Origin of the sequence: Ureibacillus sp. FSL K6-3587, assembly GCF_038593165.1 — a bacterium.
Lineage (GTDB): Bacteria > Bacillota > Bacilli > Bacillales_A > Planococcaceae > Ureibacillus > Ureibacillus suwonensis.
On record NZ_CP151969.1, the window covers coordinates 3175393 to 3188041 of the forward strand.

The following is a 12649-nucleotide window of genomic DNA, read 5'->3' on the forward strand; positions in this document are numbered from 1 at the left end:
GTTAAAATAATTGAAAAACGGATTAGTTCGGAGGAACGACTGTGGAACTGTCAACAATACTGATCATCATTGGTATTATTTCTATTATTGCATCCTTTTTCCTAAAAGATACATCCAAAAAATTAGAACGGGATGTCGAAGAATTGTCGATTCAATTTTATCAAGAAATGAATGGAATCAAAAGAAGATTAAAGGCGGTTGAAGAAGAACTGCTGCTTGAACCTTCATTCCAAGTGAAGCCGGCAAAAAAACCTGTACCGGCGCAACAGCAAAATATACAAAAGCAAACGTCGAATAAACCGATTAATCAAATTCTGGTGCAACAGGTGATCGAACTGAATAAGCAAGGTTACCCAATTGAGGAAATATGCAAATTGTCCACATTATCGAAAGAACAAGTACTTCACATTCTTAAATCTGGAGGTCAATCATGAAACGGTCGACTTTGCGCGGGTTCGGCATTGCTTGCATTTTGATCGGCATCCTTTATACCGGAATGGACCGTTTGCACCCGGCCGAATCCACATCAGGCGAAATGGAACAATATGAGGAAAAAATCGCCCAGCTGGAGTCGCAATTAAAAGAAGCGAAACAGCAACTGAAACAATATGAAAAGCAAACCTCTTCCAATGAAACAAACGAATCAGGCGGTAAGGATCAAACCCCTTCGCAAGAAAGTGCACCTGAAAATGAACAGAAAGATGTAAAAGAGGGGACTTTATACATATATGCCGGACAAACACCATATGAAATCGCAAAAAAATTGAAGGATATGGGCATTATCAAAAATGGCGTTGAGATGGAACTGTTTTTGGCCCAGCCGGAATACGCCCGTTCCATTCAGATCGGGCAATATCAAGTGAATTCGTCCATGTCCATTGAAGAAATCGCGAATTTGATCACCCGAAAATCGGATTCATGACGCATTAACCCTGAACAGATGAAGTTGAATCTGTTTGGGGTTTATTTTTGAAAAAATCACGGATGAATTCCGCAAACTGGATGACCGCTCCGCTCATATACCGATTATTCAAGTAACTTAGGCCGATTTCCCTTTTGCAATCTTTTGCATCCACTTTGATAATATGTACATCATATTGGTCAAGCCCTTTGATCAGCGGAATCAAAGAAACCCCCAAACCGCTTTCAACCAATCCGGCGATGGTGTGCACTTCCTCCCCTTCGAAGGCCACATTCAATTGAAACCCTTCTCTCCGAAACACTTCATCCACATATTTGCGCAATGAATTCCCTTTTTTGATGGAAATGAACGGCTCTTCAGCAAATTCGGCAATTTTCACCTTTTTTCGCGATTTTAGGGGATGCTGTTTGGGCACAATCAGATACAACTCTTCCTCCCATAATTTTTCCCAATGAACGTCTTTGCTCGTTTCCAGAGAAGAAACCAGACAAAGATCCAGCTCCCCCATCTCCAATCTTTTCATGATGGCGCTCGAATTGCTTTGGGTCAACTGAAAACGCATATGAGGGAATTGCTTCTTCGCTTTTGTCATCAAAGAAGGGATCACTTCTAGCCCCAATGTATGCATAAAGCCTAAAGAGACCTCTCCATAATTCGGTGAAACAAGATTCGCCAAGTCTTCCTTCGCCCGCTCGATTTCTTTTAAAATAATGTTGGTCCGTTCAAGGAAAAACTTCCCGTAACGGTTTAATTTAATGGAACGCCCATTTCGGTCGAATAATTCCACCCCTAAATATTCTTCCAACATGGAAATCGATTTGCTTAAAGCGGGCTGGCTGACATGCAATATTTCAGCTGCCCGGGACATATTTTCGTACTTTGCCACGGTTTGAAAATAAATGAGTGAATGAATATCCAATGCTCCAATCCCCTTATAACTTTTTTTCATACTTCCTAGTAAAAATATAGCATGAAAATGAAAAAAGCGCCCACGAAAAATCGTGGACGCTGTGCATTCCTCAACAATATAAAAATGAATCAAAGCGCCAAAAATAAATCAACCAAAGTCAAATCATTTTCCCATTCTGCAGTGACTCGTTATCTCCCAATTCATCAAAACCCTTCCTCTGCAATCTTTTTAAGGATTCATCTCTAAGTCCGTTATGCTTTTTCCAAAATCCGGCGCTTAGGATTTTCCATCCTTTTCATAGTCCCTACCTTTTTTTGCTTTCCTATGAGGAATGAAACGCTAGCTTTTTAATCATTCACGAAAGAATGGATCATCCCTTTCACGGTACTTTGAAATTCATCCAAACTTTCTTATAACCAAAAGTTATAAAAAAGATAAAAACTATGAAATTACGATTTGAGGAAATCCCCTTTATAATGAACATAAAAACGTTTGTTCAAATAAATGTCAAAATTTAAAGAGGCGAAGAACCATGTATATTCAAAAAGGAACCCGGGAGTTTCGATTGGCGAATCTGGCATTATTTGCGGCTGGATTTATCATTTTTGCCAACCTTTATATTACCCAACCCGTCTTTCCTCAATTTTCCGAGGAATTTCATGTTTCACCGGCTGTGGCGAGCCTTTCCTTATCCACTGCCACTGTTGCCCTGTCCATCAGCCTGATCTTTTTTGGTTCCTTATCGGAAGCCTGGGGGCGCAAACGGCTGATGACCTTTTCCATCTTTGCGGCATCACTGCTTACAATCGCGCTTGCTTTCTCCCCTTCCTTTGAAATCCTACTATTATTAAGGATCATTCAAGGCATTGTGTTTGCAGGGATTCCTGCCATCGCCATGGCCTATTTGGGGGAGGAAATGGATCCTTCCAGTCTCGGTGTTGCCATGGGGCTATATATCAGCGGAAATTCCGTAGGCGGCCTGAGTGGACGGATCATTATGGGAACGGTGACCGATTTGTTTTCTTGGAAAATTGGCATGCTTTCTTTGGGCATTTTAAGTTTATTGGTCAGCATCTATTTCGTATGGGCATTGCCGGCATCAAGGCATTTTGAACCCAAACCGTTGCAATTGAAATCTTTAACGAAATCATTATTCACTCATTTAAAAGATCCGGGCCTGCTTTGCCTTTTTGGCATCGCCTTCACCTTGATGGGCGGTTTCGTCACATTATACAACTATATCAGTTATAAACTGTTAGGCGAACCGTACAATTTGAGCACAACCATCGTCGGCTGGATTTTTATCGTCTATTTGGTGGGCACCTTCAGCTCCGCCTGGTTCGGCAGTTTATCCGATCAATTCGGCCGCGGAAAAGTGCTTTTTGCCGGCATCCTCATCATGCTGTCAGGTGCCCTATTAACATTACCGGTTCCATTACTCATAAAAATTTTGGGACTCATTGTTTTTACATTCGGCTTTTTCGGTTCCCATTCCATAGCCAGTTCCTGGGTCAGCCATCGGGCGAAGAAAAATAAAGCCCAAGCCTCCTCCCTTTACTTGTTCGCCTATTATTTCGGTTCAAGCGTGGGCGGTACAACCGGGGGCGTTTTCTGGTCGTTATTCGGATGGAATGGCGTCATCGCATTTATCAGTGCGTTTATCACCCTTTCTCTGCTGCTAGCTGTTATACTTAACTTAACAAGTCGCAGATCCAACAATGAACAGTGAAAGCGGGGGCAGCTTATGGAAATTTACGATATTGAAGTGACAACAGCAGGAGGAGAAACGTATCCTTTAAGCCGTTACAAAGGGCAGGTCATGTTAATCGTCAACACAGCAACCCATTGCGGCTTTACTCCTCAATTTGAAGAGTTGGAAAAACTTTATCAAAAATATAAGGACCGGGGATTTGTCGTTTTAGGTTTTCCTTCCAATCAATTCAAGCAGGAACTATCATCGGCAAAAGATGCGGAGGAGGCTTGCCGCCTGAATTACGGTGTCACTTTCCCCATCCATGAAATCGTTGCGGTCAATGGGGAAAATGCCCACCCACTGTTTCAATTTTTGACAAGCCAAAGCAAAGGGGTTTTAGGTTCCAAAGTGAAATGGAATTTTACAAAATTTTTGGTGGATTGGAACGGAAACGTTGTTGCCCGATTTGCGCCGATCGATAAACCTTCCAAGTTCGAAAAGGAAATTGAAAAATATTTATAAATAAGAAAGGGACGCCATCTGAATGCGTCCCCTTTTTTCATATCATACACCCGCCAAGAAAGCTTCCATCAATTTTGTTCCCTCAGGTGTCCCTATCGACTCGGGATGGAATTGCACCCCGTAAACCGGATACTGTTTATGTTGGATGGCCATGATTTCCCCGTCGTCTTTTGATGTGGCAACAACCTCAAACTCTTCACTCAATGACGATGGTTCAATCACCAATGAATGATAACGCATCACTTCCACCTCGTTATCAAACTCTTTGAACAAACCTTTACGTTCATAATTTAATAAGGAAGTTTTTCCATGCATGATCCGATTGGCCTGCACAATTTCCCCGCCAAATGCGGCCCCGATGATTTGGTGGCCCAAACATACGCCAATCATCGGAATATCCTTGTAAAGTTCTTTCACAAGCTGCACGCTTTGGGGAATCTCATCCGGATTTCCCGGGCCCGGTGATAATACAATCGCTTCAGGATGTAAAGAACGGATTTCCTCAATGGTGATGTCATCATAGCGGACGACTTTGACCGCTTTTCCCAAAGCGGCAATTTGCTGATATAAGTTGTATGTGAATGAATCATAATGATCGATTAATAAAATCATCGCTCTACCTCCAACAACGCCTTCATTTTATTGATCGTTTCCTCATATTCAGACTCAGGAATGGAATCATACACAATGCCTGCTCCAGCTTGAACGTAGGCTTTGCCGTCTTTCACAATCATCGTGCGGATGGCAATGGCCAAGTCCAGATTGCCGTTTATGGAAATATATCCAATCGCTCCTGCATAAATCCCCCGTTTCTGTTGCTCCAGCTCATTGATGATTTGCATGGCCCGGATTTTTGGGGCGCCGGAAACCGTTCCTGCAGGCAAACAGCTCGTCACCACATCCACCACATGAACATCATCCCTTAATTCGCCAATCACTTCTGAAACGATATGCATCACATACTTATACCGTTCAATTTTCATATATTTCGAAACTTGCACAGTGCCTATTTTGGATACACGGCCGAGATCGTTTCTTCCTAAATCCACAAGCATCCGGTGTTCTGCCAATTCTTTTTCATCGTTCAACAGGATTTGTTCAAGTCTTTCATCTTCTTCCTTCGTTTTTCCTCGAGGTTTCGTTCCAGCGATTGGATTGGTTTTGATGATGCCATCCGTAATTTTCACTAAGCTTTCAGGAGAAGTTCCAAGAATCGTATAGTCATCAAATTCCAAATAATACATATAAGGCGAAGGATTGGAAGTGCGCAAACGGCGATATAGAGAAAATGGATTTCCCTCAAAATTGGACGTAAACCGTTGGGATGGTACAACTTGGAAAATATCGCCCCGTTCAATATATTTTTTGGCCTGATTCACCATTTTTACGAAGGTCTCTTTATCGATGGATGGCTGAAACTGAATTTCGCATTTTTCAACATCCATCAAACTAGGACCATTTTTCAGCTGTTCTTCAATGTCGCTGATGTATCCATTCAACTCTTCTTCCGTTTTGCCTTCAGAAAAAAGATCAATGGCCACGATAGCGACTTTTTGCAGTAAATGATCGATCACAATAAAACGATCATAGAAGAGCAGATGCACATCCGGCATATTTAGTTCATCCGGCAATACATCACCGATCTTTTCATTATAAAAAGCCGTGTCGTAACTAATGTATCCGATTGCGCCGCCAAAAAAGGAAAAAGGAAATGGTTCCTTTGAAACCGGGAGTAATTCTCTTATTTTTTGGAAGACGGTGCCTTCCACCTTCTCTTCCTCCCCATTTTTCTTAAACAAATAATGTTGGTTATCACCGATCAGTTCCGCAATCGGATCAAAGGCGATAAAGGAATATCTTCCGCTTTCTTCATGTTTGGCGGCTGATTCAAACAACACTTTATTTCTGCCCTTTATGCTGAGAAAAGCAGAAATTGGGGTAACCATATCCCCTTGCAAAGTTTTCATTACATAATTGACTGTCTCCACTGTCATCTCAACTTTCTCCTCTCGACTCATCTATACTTAAAATAATAAAGGCTTCCCGACGTTAAAGGACGGGAAGCCGTGGTACCACCTTTATTGACATAAGAGACCTTATGTCCACTCATGTTGGTAACGCCAACGACACGCCAGCACCTACTGAAGGTTCAGCACTGGAGCTAGAAAACCCATTCGTATTACGGCTTGCGCTAGCTCGCACCAACCGCTAGCTCTCTTTTAGCAAATCCGTAATACTACTCTTTTTCATCATTGCTTCTCTATTATGTTGAAAATATTTTATTATAAATTTTTTGATTATTCAATAAAACTCTTTTGAAAAATTATCGTTCACTATATTATTTGCACATAACTTCAGTGATTCAAAGGCCGATTCACCTTTAACCGAAACGGCCGGAGATATAATCTTGCGTACGCTGGTCTTTTGGTGTTGAAAATATTTGTTCCGTACGGCCATATTCCACCACTTCCCCATTTAAGAAAAAGGCGGTTTTGTCGGAAATGCGGGCCGCTTGTTGCATATTATGGGTCACAATGATGATGGAATAATTCTTCTTTAATTCCAGTATCAGTTGCTCGATTTTTAATGTGGAAATCGGGTCGAGAGCAGATGTCGGCTCATCCATCAAAATCACATCCGGTTCGATCGCCAGGCATCTCGCAATACATAGACGCTGCTGCTGCCCACCGGATAATCCATAAGCGTTGTGGTGAAGCCGATCTTTTACTTCCTCCCAAATCGCTGCTTTGCGCAACGACTTTTCCACAATCTCATCCAGTATTTTTTTGTTTTTTATTCCATGGATTCTTGGACCGTATGCAATGTTATCGTAAATGGATTTCGGGAAAGGATTTGGCTTTTGAAAGACCATCCCGACTTTTGTGCGCAGTTCTTCCACTTCAAACCCTTCATCAAAAATATTGCGCCCCCGATAAAATATTTCACCACCCGTTTTCACTGCCGGAACAAGCTCCACCATGCGGTTCAATGATTTAATAAAGGTGGATTTCCCGCAGCCGGACGGACCGATGATGGCCGTCACTTCATTTTCATTGATGGCCAAATTGATTTCTTTTAACGCATGATGTTTGCCGTACCATAGATTAAAATGGTTCGTACGGAATACCGAAATCCGCTCGATGGAATGTAAATTTTGACGCTCACCCGGATTCTCCATTATTCCGATACCGCCAGTCTTCTTTTCCATTTTGATTACCGTTTGCACCATATTTTCCCACATCCTCAATATCGTTTTTGGAATTTATTTCGGATATACACCGCAATTGAATTCATCAAGATGAGGACCATCATCAAAACGATGATTCCTGCGGCGGCCACATGCTGAAACTCTTCTTGGGGGCGCTTTGCCCAATCGTAAATTTGCAACGGCAAAGCGGTAAATTCACTCAATAAGCTGTCTGGCAAGAAATGTACAATTACCGGGATTCCAATGACGACCAATGGAGCTGTTTCCCCGATAGCACGGGATAACGCCAAAATGCTTCCCGTCAGAATTCCGGGGATGGCAGCCGGCAGCACCACACGGCTGATGGTCTGCCATTTCGTCGCCCCCATCGCATAAGAAGCTTCCCGCTGCTCATTCGGAACGGCCCGGATCGCTTCCTGTGCAGCAACGATAATGATGGGCAGAATCAATAAACTCATCGTTAATCCTGCTGCCAGGACACTTTTTCCTAAACCGAACATCCGTACAAAAATCGTTAAACCCAATAAACCGAAAACAATGGAAGGTACACCAGCCAAGTTGGAAATATTGGTACGAATCAAATCATTTAATTTATTTTTCTTCGCATATTCTTCCAGATAAATTGCTGTAGCCACTCCGAGAATAATGGAAGTTGGAGCCACAACGAGCATCAACAAGATTGAACCGATGAAGGCAGCTTTTACTCCCGCTTTTTCAGGGAAACGGGAAGCATACTGATTAAAGAAATACCAATCGAAGTATCCGATTCCTTGGAAAACTATTCTTCCTACTAATACGACAAGGATGAATAAGGCAAACATCGTCGCAAGGAAAAAAATCCTTTTCCAAACTTTATTCCATTTCAAACGGGTTTGTATACGCTTCATTACGATTGTCTCATCGGTATATTTCACCATGTCAATATTCCTCCCTGAAGCGTTTCGAAATATAGTGGGCGACCAGATTCATCATTAATGTGAAAATAAATAAGGTAAATCCAACCGCATACATCGAATAATAGATCGTTGTTCCAAAACCGGCATCCCCTGAAGAAACTTGCACGATATAGGCCGTCATGGTCTGGATGGAACCGGTGATGTTAAAATCGAAAGTCGGTGTAGCACCCCCTGCAAGGGAGACAATCATGGTTTCGCCGATTGCCCTGGATATTCCCAATACGATGGATGCCATAATACCGGATAACGCTGCAGGCAGGACGACTTTTAATGAGACTTCGAGCTTTGTCGCCCCAAGTGCAAGTGCTCCTTCCCGAATGCCATTGGGCACGGAACTCATGGCATCTTCTGACAAAGAAATGATGCTCGGCAATATCATAATCCCCACCACAATCCCCGGACTGAGCGCATTGAATAACTTCAACGACGGAATGATGGTCTGCAATACCGGCGTGACAAAGGTTAATGCAAAGAAACCATAGACGATGGTTGGAACCCCTGCCAGCACTTCCAAAATCGGTTTTATGATCCGACGGGTCCGGTCCGTCGCATATTCAGTTAAATAAATGGCGACCGCCAATCCAAGGGGGACTGCCACAGCAATTGCGATGATAGTGACTTTTAACGTTCCCAAAACGAGCGGCAAAACACCGAAAGTTGGGTTGCTTCCGGAAAATGGGTACCATTCCGTACCGGATAAATACTCAACGATGGAAACCCTTTTGAAAAATTCTATCGTTTCAAAGATCAATGTGAATACAATTCCCAATGTGGTGATCACTGAAATGAGTGCTGCCATGATAAAGAATAAAGGCATCCCTTTTTCAATGATGTTTTTGAACGTTCTTTTTTGGTTCTTCGCAATCAATTGTTGGATTGATTGTCCGTTTCCTGACCTTTGCACCATTCATCCCCCTTTTGTTTGCGCAGGAAAAGTGCGGGATTCCTTCCACCCGAAACGTTCCAAAGAATCATTTTAATTCTTCCAGCCTTTTTAGCCCTTCTTCATATTTCTCATCCGGCAATCGAACATAACCGACCGCTTCAGCCATATCCCCCGCGTTTTCCAATGAAAATTTCATAAAATCATAGAAAGCTTTATTTTCTTTGACTTTTCCATCATTGACAAAAACATATAATGAACGCGAAAGCGGAATGTATTCCCCATTTTCGATGGTTTCGTTGGTTGGTTCCACACCATTGACACTAACGGCTTTTAGTTTGTCTTTATTTTCCAGGTAGTAAGCATAGCCAAAAAATCCAATCGCATTTTTATCAGAAACAACACCTTGAACAATCACATTGTCGTCTTCCGATAATTGTGCTGAGCGGACCAAATCTTCTCCATCCAAAATGATTTCATCAAAGTAGTCAAAGGTGCCTGAGTCTGTTCCCGGCGCATAGTATACGATTTCTTCATCCGGCCATGATGGATCGATATCTGACCACTTTTTCTTAGTTCCGTCTTCAATCCAAATTTTTTTCAATTGATCGATCGTCAAATCAGTGGCCCAGTCGTTCTCCGAATTCACGACAACTGTAATCCCGTCATAAGCAATCTCAAATTTCGTATATTCAATGCCCGCATCCTTCAAAGCCGCCGCTTCTTCCTCTTTAATATCCCGTGACGCGTTCGAAAAATCCGTTTCACCGGCAATGAATTTTTCAAAACCTCCGCCGGTTCCTGATACACCGACAGAGACTTGTACATTCGGTTGCACAGCAGCATATTCTTCCACCAGCGCTTCTGTAATCGGGGCGACTGTCGATGATCCATCCCCCATCACGGAACCTGTGATTTGTCCTTCTCCGTTTTCCTTTTGTTGTGCCGAATTGCCTGAGTTTTCAGCTTCTTCATTGGAAGTCCCTGCACAAGCTCCCAATAATAGAGCCGAACCTAAAACGGCCGTCAATGATACGTATTTCCATTTTTTCATCCTCGATCTCCTCCATCTTTCATCCAGTTTTCCTTACATTTCCCACTTTATCGTCCGTTTATTGAAAGGATATAAACCCAATGTTAAGAGATTGTAAATTTCGAAACTTTAATAAAAGAATAAAGCGGTAGGAATTCGGGGAAACATGGCAAATAAAAAAACCGCAGCAATCGTGCTGCGGCCAATTATTCATTGACAACTTTTTCTTCTGTATCTTCATCAATTTTTTCGTCCGTTGTTGGAGGTAATATTTCTTTGTTGACTGTTTGATCAGTGATTTTGTTACTTTCATATTTATATTTTAATTCGAAATACTTATCCAATATTTCACGGGCAATTTGGTTATTGTAGGATGTATAAGTATCGCCTGTCGTCACCCATGGAATCACTACGGCATAAGCAACTTCCGGATTTTCATAAGGCGCAAAGCCAACATGGGTCAAGGTTATTGTACGAGTTCTCCATTTTTCCCGCAAAGGTCCATAGTAAACAACCTCCGCTGTACCTGTTTTCCCCGCTGCTGTATAAGGAGCATTGGCAAATGCAGTGCGGGCTGTCCCTTGATTGCCGACATATACTCTGCGTAGCCCTTGTTTCACATAATTGACTTCATCTTCGGGATTTGAAATCCGGTTCAAGATTTTCGGTTGAACTTCTTCAACAAGGGGACCCAACGTTTTTCCATCTTCAGATGGCTCCCGGACTTCTTTCAATAGTCTTGGCTGTACCCGATATCCGCCATTGGCAATCGTTGAAATATATTGGGCCAATTGCAAAGGCGTATACGTATCAAACTGTCCGATTGCCAAGTCCAATATTTTACCTGGCGTATCCATCTCTCCTTGGAATCCTGCGAATTCATTTGGCAAATCGATTCCTGTTCTAACGCCAAGACCAAATTCGGCATAGCCGTTTCTCATTCTTTGCAAAGTATCGTCTCTTAATGATTTCAACGACATATTATACCGGTAATTAAGTCCGCCGATTTTCATGGCAACTTGGAACATATAGGAGTTTGAAGAACGTTCCAATGCTGTCAAATCATTCATTGGAATACTTCCCGATCTGTTAAAGATGGAACTTTTGGGATCTGTTCCGGCAAGTTTGATCGGTTGGTCGATTAATCTCGTACCCGGTTTAACGACCCCTTCTTTATACCCCATCAATAAAGTGGCTGCTTTTACAGTCGACCCCACTTCATAAGCCGTTGTAAATGTGCCGTAGGAATAATCTGCTACATATGTTTTTCCTGTATCAGGGTCCTTCTCAATTTTTTTGCCGACCATTGCAAGGATTTCACCGGTCTTCGGATTCATCATGACATAGAAAGCGCGATCTAAAAGGGAAGAGCCGCCTTTCGATTTCGCTTCAAGCAATTTTTGTTCCACAATTTTTTCCGCTGCTGCCTGCAATTCAATATCGATGGTTGTGACTAAATCCTTTCCTGGTTCACCATCGAAGGTTGTAACCGTATCAATCACTTCGCCTTTTCTGTTCGTAATATTTTTCACGACAGATTTTCGGCCTTGCAGCAATTCTTCATATTGGGATTCAAAATAACTTTCCCCTACCCGGTCATTACGGGAATAATCACGGGCCAAATAATGATATAATTGGGATTTCGGAATCCCTTTGCTTGGAACTGTTGTTCTGCCCAAAACCGCCAACGAGCTCAATTTAACCCTTTTCCAATCGGTTGTCGTATTGACTCCCGGCAATTCGAATAACCGTTCAGAAACGCGGGCAAATTCTTCATCGGATACATTTTCGCTTTTGATAATCTGTGGCGATAAATTATATCCTGAAGACATTTCACGGTAAATCGCCAACACTTCCAAATCAAAATCGGAAAGCTCCGCCAATTCTTCGTCCGTGATACGGTCTCTCACCAGCTGATCTATTTCAGCTTGCGCTTCTTTATCGTCCTCAAATTTTTCCCTTATTTTCTTTTCTTCCTCTTTGGATACTTTCTTATAGGCTTTTTCTTTATTTTTCATAATCCAGAAATCTTTTTTGTCGCGAAGGGTTACCCGATTGGTCGGTTGGTCGATCAACTTCGCCAATTTCTCAGCCACTTCAATCATTTCTTCTTGTTTGGTGTTTGGAAATTTTGTATATGTAATGGCATTTTGGGGCTCATTATCGACCAGAATTCTTCCGTACCGATCGTAAATTCTTCCACGGGGTGAACTCGTATTAACCGATACTTCCTCCGTTCTTTGCACTTCCAGAACGTATTCTTCCCCTTTAACAATTTGCAAATAACCTAAACGCAATATTAAAATCGAGAACAAAATAAAAATCGAAATAAACAGAACGTTCATTCGAAATGAAAGGCTCGTACGAGAATCTCCTTTGTTGTTTGATTTCTTTAACAGCTTCCGCATCGGCACCCTCCTTTTCAACGAAGCTCATCCATGCTCTTTAGTATAGCACTTTACCTTTTGATTAAAAAGAAAATTCCTTCAGCATTTGTGACGGTTCCTATTTTTTAAAGGTTT

Annotated in this window: 12 protein-coding genes and 1 other annotated feature; of the genes, 4 read left to right on the forward strand and 8 right to left on the reverse strand. The window is 42.1% G+C overall.

The genetic code is table 11. The annotated features are described in order from the left end of the window. Positions 1 to 41 precede the first annotated feature (41 nt). Positions 42 to 434, forward strand: a complete 393-nt coding sequence (locus tag NSS77_RS15660; RefSeq protein ID WP_342469573.1) for a hypothetical protein — start codon at positions 42 to 44, stop codon at positions 432 to 434. Next, complete coding sequence (locus tag NSS77_RS15665) at positions 431 to 922, forward strand: hypothetical protein (RefSeq protein WP_342469574.1); 492 nt, start codon at positions 431 to 433, stop codon at positions 920 to 922. The genes NSS77_RS15660 and NSS77_RS15665 overlap by 4 nt, the downstream gene beginning before the upstream one ends. Positions 923 to 926: 4 nt before the next feature. Here the strand turns inward: NSS77_RS15665 and NSS77_RS15670 are convergent, their stop codons facing one another. After that, the gene (locus tag NSS77_RS15670) at positions 927 to 1871 is read right to left on the reverse strand and encodes a LysR substrate-binding domain-containing protein (protein ID WP_342469575.1); all 945 of its coding nucleotides are present in this window, start codon (positions 1869 to 1871) and stop codon (positions 927 to 929) included. A gap of 493 nt (positions 1872 to 2364) precedes the next feature. Here NSS77_RS15670 and NSS77_RS15675 point away from each other — a divergent pair, with 493 nt between their 5' ends. Together NSS77_RS15675 and NSS77_RS15680 are read left to right on the forward strand one after the other, a co-directional pair. Next, positions 2365 to 3561, forward strand: coding sequence for an MFS transporter (locus NSS77_RS15675; RefSeq protein ID WP_342469576.1), 1197 nt, complete (start codon positions 2365 to 2367; stop codon positions 3559 to 3561). A 15-nt stretch (positions 3562 to 3576) separates the two neighbouring features. After that, positions 3577 to 4047, forward strand: coding sequence for a glutathione peroxidase (locus NSS77_RS15680; protein WP_342469577.1), 471 nt, complete (start codon positions 3577 to 3579; stop codon positions 4045 to 4047). Positions 4048 to 4089: 42 nt separating this feature from the next. Here the strand turns inward: NSS77_RS15680 and NSS77_RS15685 are convergent, their stop codons facing one another. The 7 genes from NSS77_RS15685 to NSS77_RS15715 form a co-directional block, all read right to left on the reverse strand. After that, positions 4090 to 4659, reverse strand: coding sequence for an aminodeoxychorismate/anthranilate synthase component II (locus NSS77_RS15685; RefSeq protein WP_342469578.1), 570 nt, complete (start codon positions 4657 to 4659; stop codon positions 4090 to 4092). Then, entirely contained in the window at positions 4656 to 6041 is a 1386-nt protein-coding gene (gene trpE / locus NSS77_RS15690; protein ID WP_342469579.1) for an anthranilate synthase component I, read from the reverse strand. The genes NSS77_RS15685 and trpE overlap by 4 nt, the downstream gene beginning before the upstream one ends. Positions 6042 to 6096: 55 nt before the next feature. Continuing rightward, positions 6097 to 6309, reverse strand: a binding site (T-box leader). A gap of 118 nt (positions 6310 to 6427) precedes the next feature. Then, entirely contained in the window at positions 6428 to 7225 is a 798-nt protein-coding gene (gene pstB / locus NSS77_RS15695) for a phosphate ABC transporter ATP-binding protein PstB (RefSeq protein WP_342471308.1), read from the reverse strand. A 65-nt stretch (positions 7226 to 7290) separates the two neighbouring features. Then, the gene (gene pstA / locus NSS77_RS15700) at positions 7291 to 8172 is read right to left on the reverse strand and encodes a phosphate ABC transporter permease PstA (protein ID WP_342469580.1); all 882 of its coding nucleotides are present in this window, start codon (positions 8170 to 8172) and stop codon (positions 7291 to 7293) included. A 1-nt stretch (position 8173) separates the two neighbouring features. After that, complete coding sequence (pstC, locus tag NSS77_RS15705) at positions 8174 to 9118, reverse strand: phosphate ABC transporter permease subunit PstC (RefSeq protein WP_342469581.1); 945 nt, start codon at positions 9116 to 9118, stop codon at positions 8174 to 8176. A gap of 64 nt (positions 9119 to 9182) precedes the next feature. After that, positions 9183 to 10148: a PstS family phosphate ABC transporter substrate-binding protein gene (locus tag NSS77_RS15710; protein WP_342469582.1), complete on the reverse strand. Its 966-nt coding sequence runs from the start codon at positions 10146 to 10148 to the stop codon at positions 9183 to 9185. A 185-nt stretch (positions 10149 to 10333) separates the two neighbouring features. Further along, entirely contained in the window at positions 10334 to 12535 is a 2202-nt protein-coding gene (locus NSS77_RS15715) for a penicillin-binding protein 2 (protein ID WP_342469583.1), read from the reverse strand. Positions 12536 to 12649 lie beyond the last annotated feature (114 nt).

Excerpts from the sequence above, each read along its gene's own strand:
- NSS77_RS15665 (WP_342469574.1), top strand. The coding sequence starts at position 431 with ATGAAACGGTCGACTTTGCGCGGGTTCGGCATTGCTTGCATTTTGATC.
- NSS77_RS15670 (WP_342469575.1), bottom strand. The coding sequence starts at position 1,871 with ATGAAAAAAAGTTATAAGGGGATTGGAGCATTGGATATTCATTCACTC.
- NSS77_RS15675 (WP_342469576.1), top strand. The coding sequence starts at position 2,365 with ATGTATATTCAAAAAGGAACCCGGGAGTTTCGATTGGCGAATCTGGCA.
- NSS77_RS15680 (WP_342469577.1), top strand. The coding sequence starts at position 3,577 with ATGGAAATTTACGATATTGAAGTGACAACAGCAGGAGGAGAAACGTAT.
- NSS77_RS15685 (WP_342469578.1), bottom strand. The coding sequence starts at position 4,659 with ATGATTTTATTAATCGATCATTATGATTCATTCACATACAACTTATAT.
- trpE (WP_342469579.1), bottom strand. The coding sequence starts at position 6,041 with ATGACAGTGGAGACAGTCAATTATGTAATGAAAACTTTGCAAGGGGAT.
- pstB (WP_342471308.1), bottom strand. The coding sequence starts at position 7,225 with ATGGAGAATCCGGGTGAGCGTCAAAATTTACATTCCATCGAGCGGATT.
- pstA (WP_342469580.1), bottom strand. The coding sequence starts at position 8,172 with ATGGTGAAATATACCGATGAGACAATCGTAATGAAGCGTATACAAACC.
- pstC (WP_342469581.1), bottom strand. The coding sequence starts at position 9,118 with ATGGTGCAAAGGTCAGGAAACGGACAATCAATCCAACAATTGATTGCG.
- NSS77_RS15710 (WP_342469582.1), bottom strand. The coding sequence starts at position 10,148 with ATGAAAAAATGGAAATACGTATCATTGACGGCCGTTTTAGGTTCGGCT.
- NSS77_RS15715 (WP_342469583.1), bottom strand. The coding sequence starts at position 12,535 with ATGCGGAAGCTGTTAAAGAAATCAAACAACAAAGGAGATTCTCGTACG.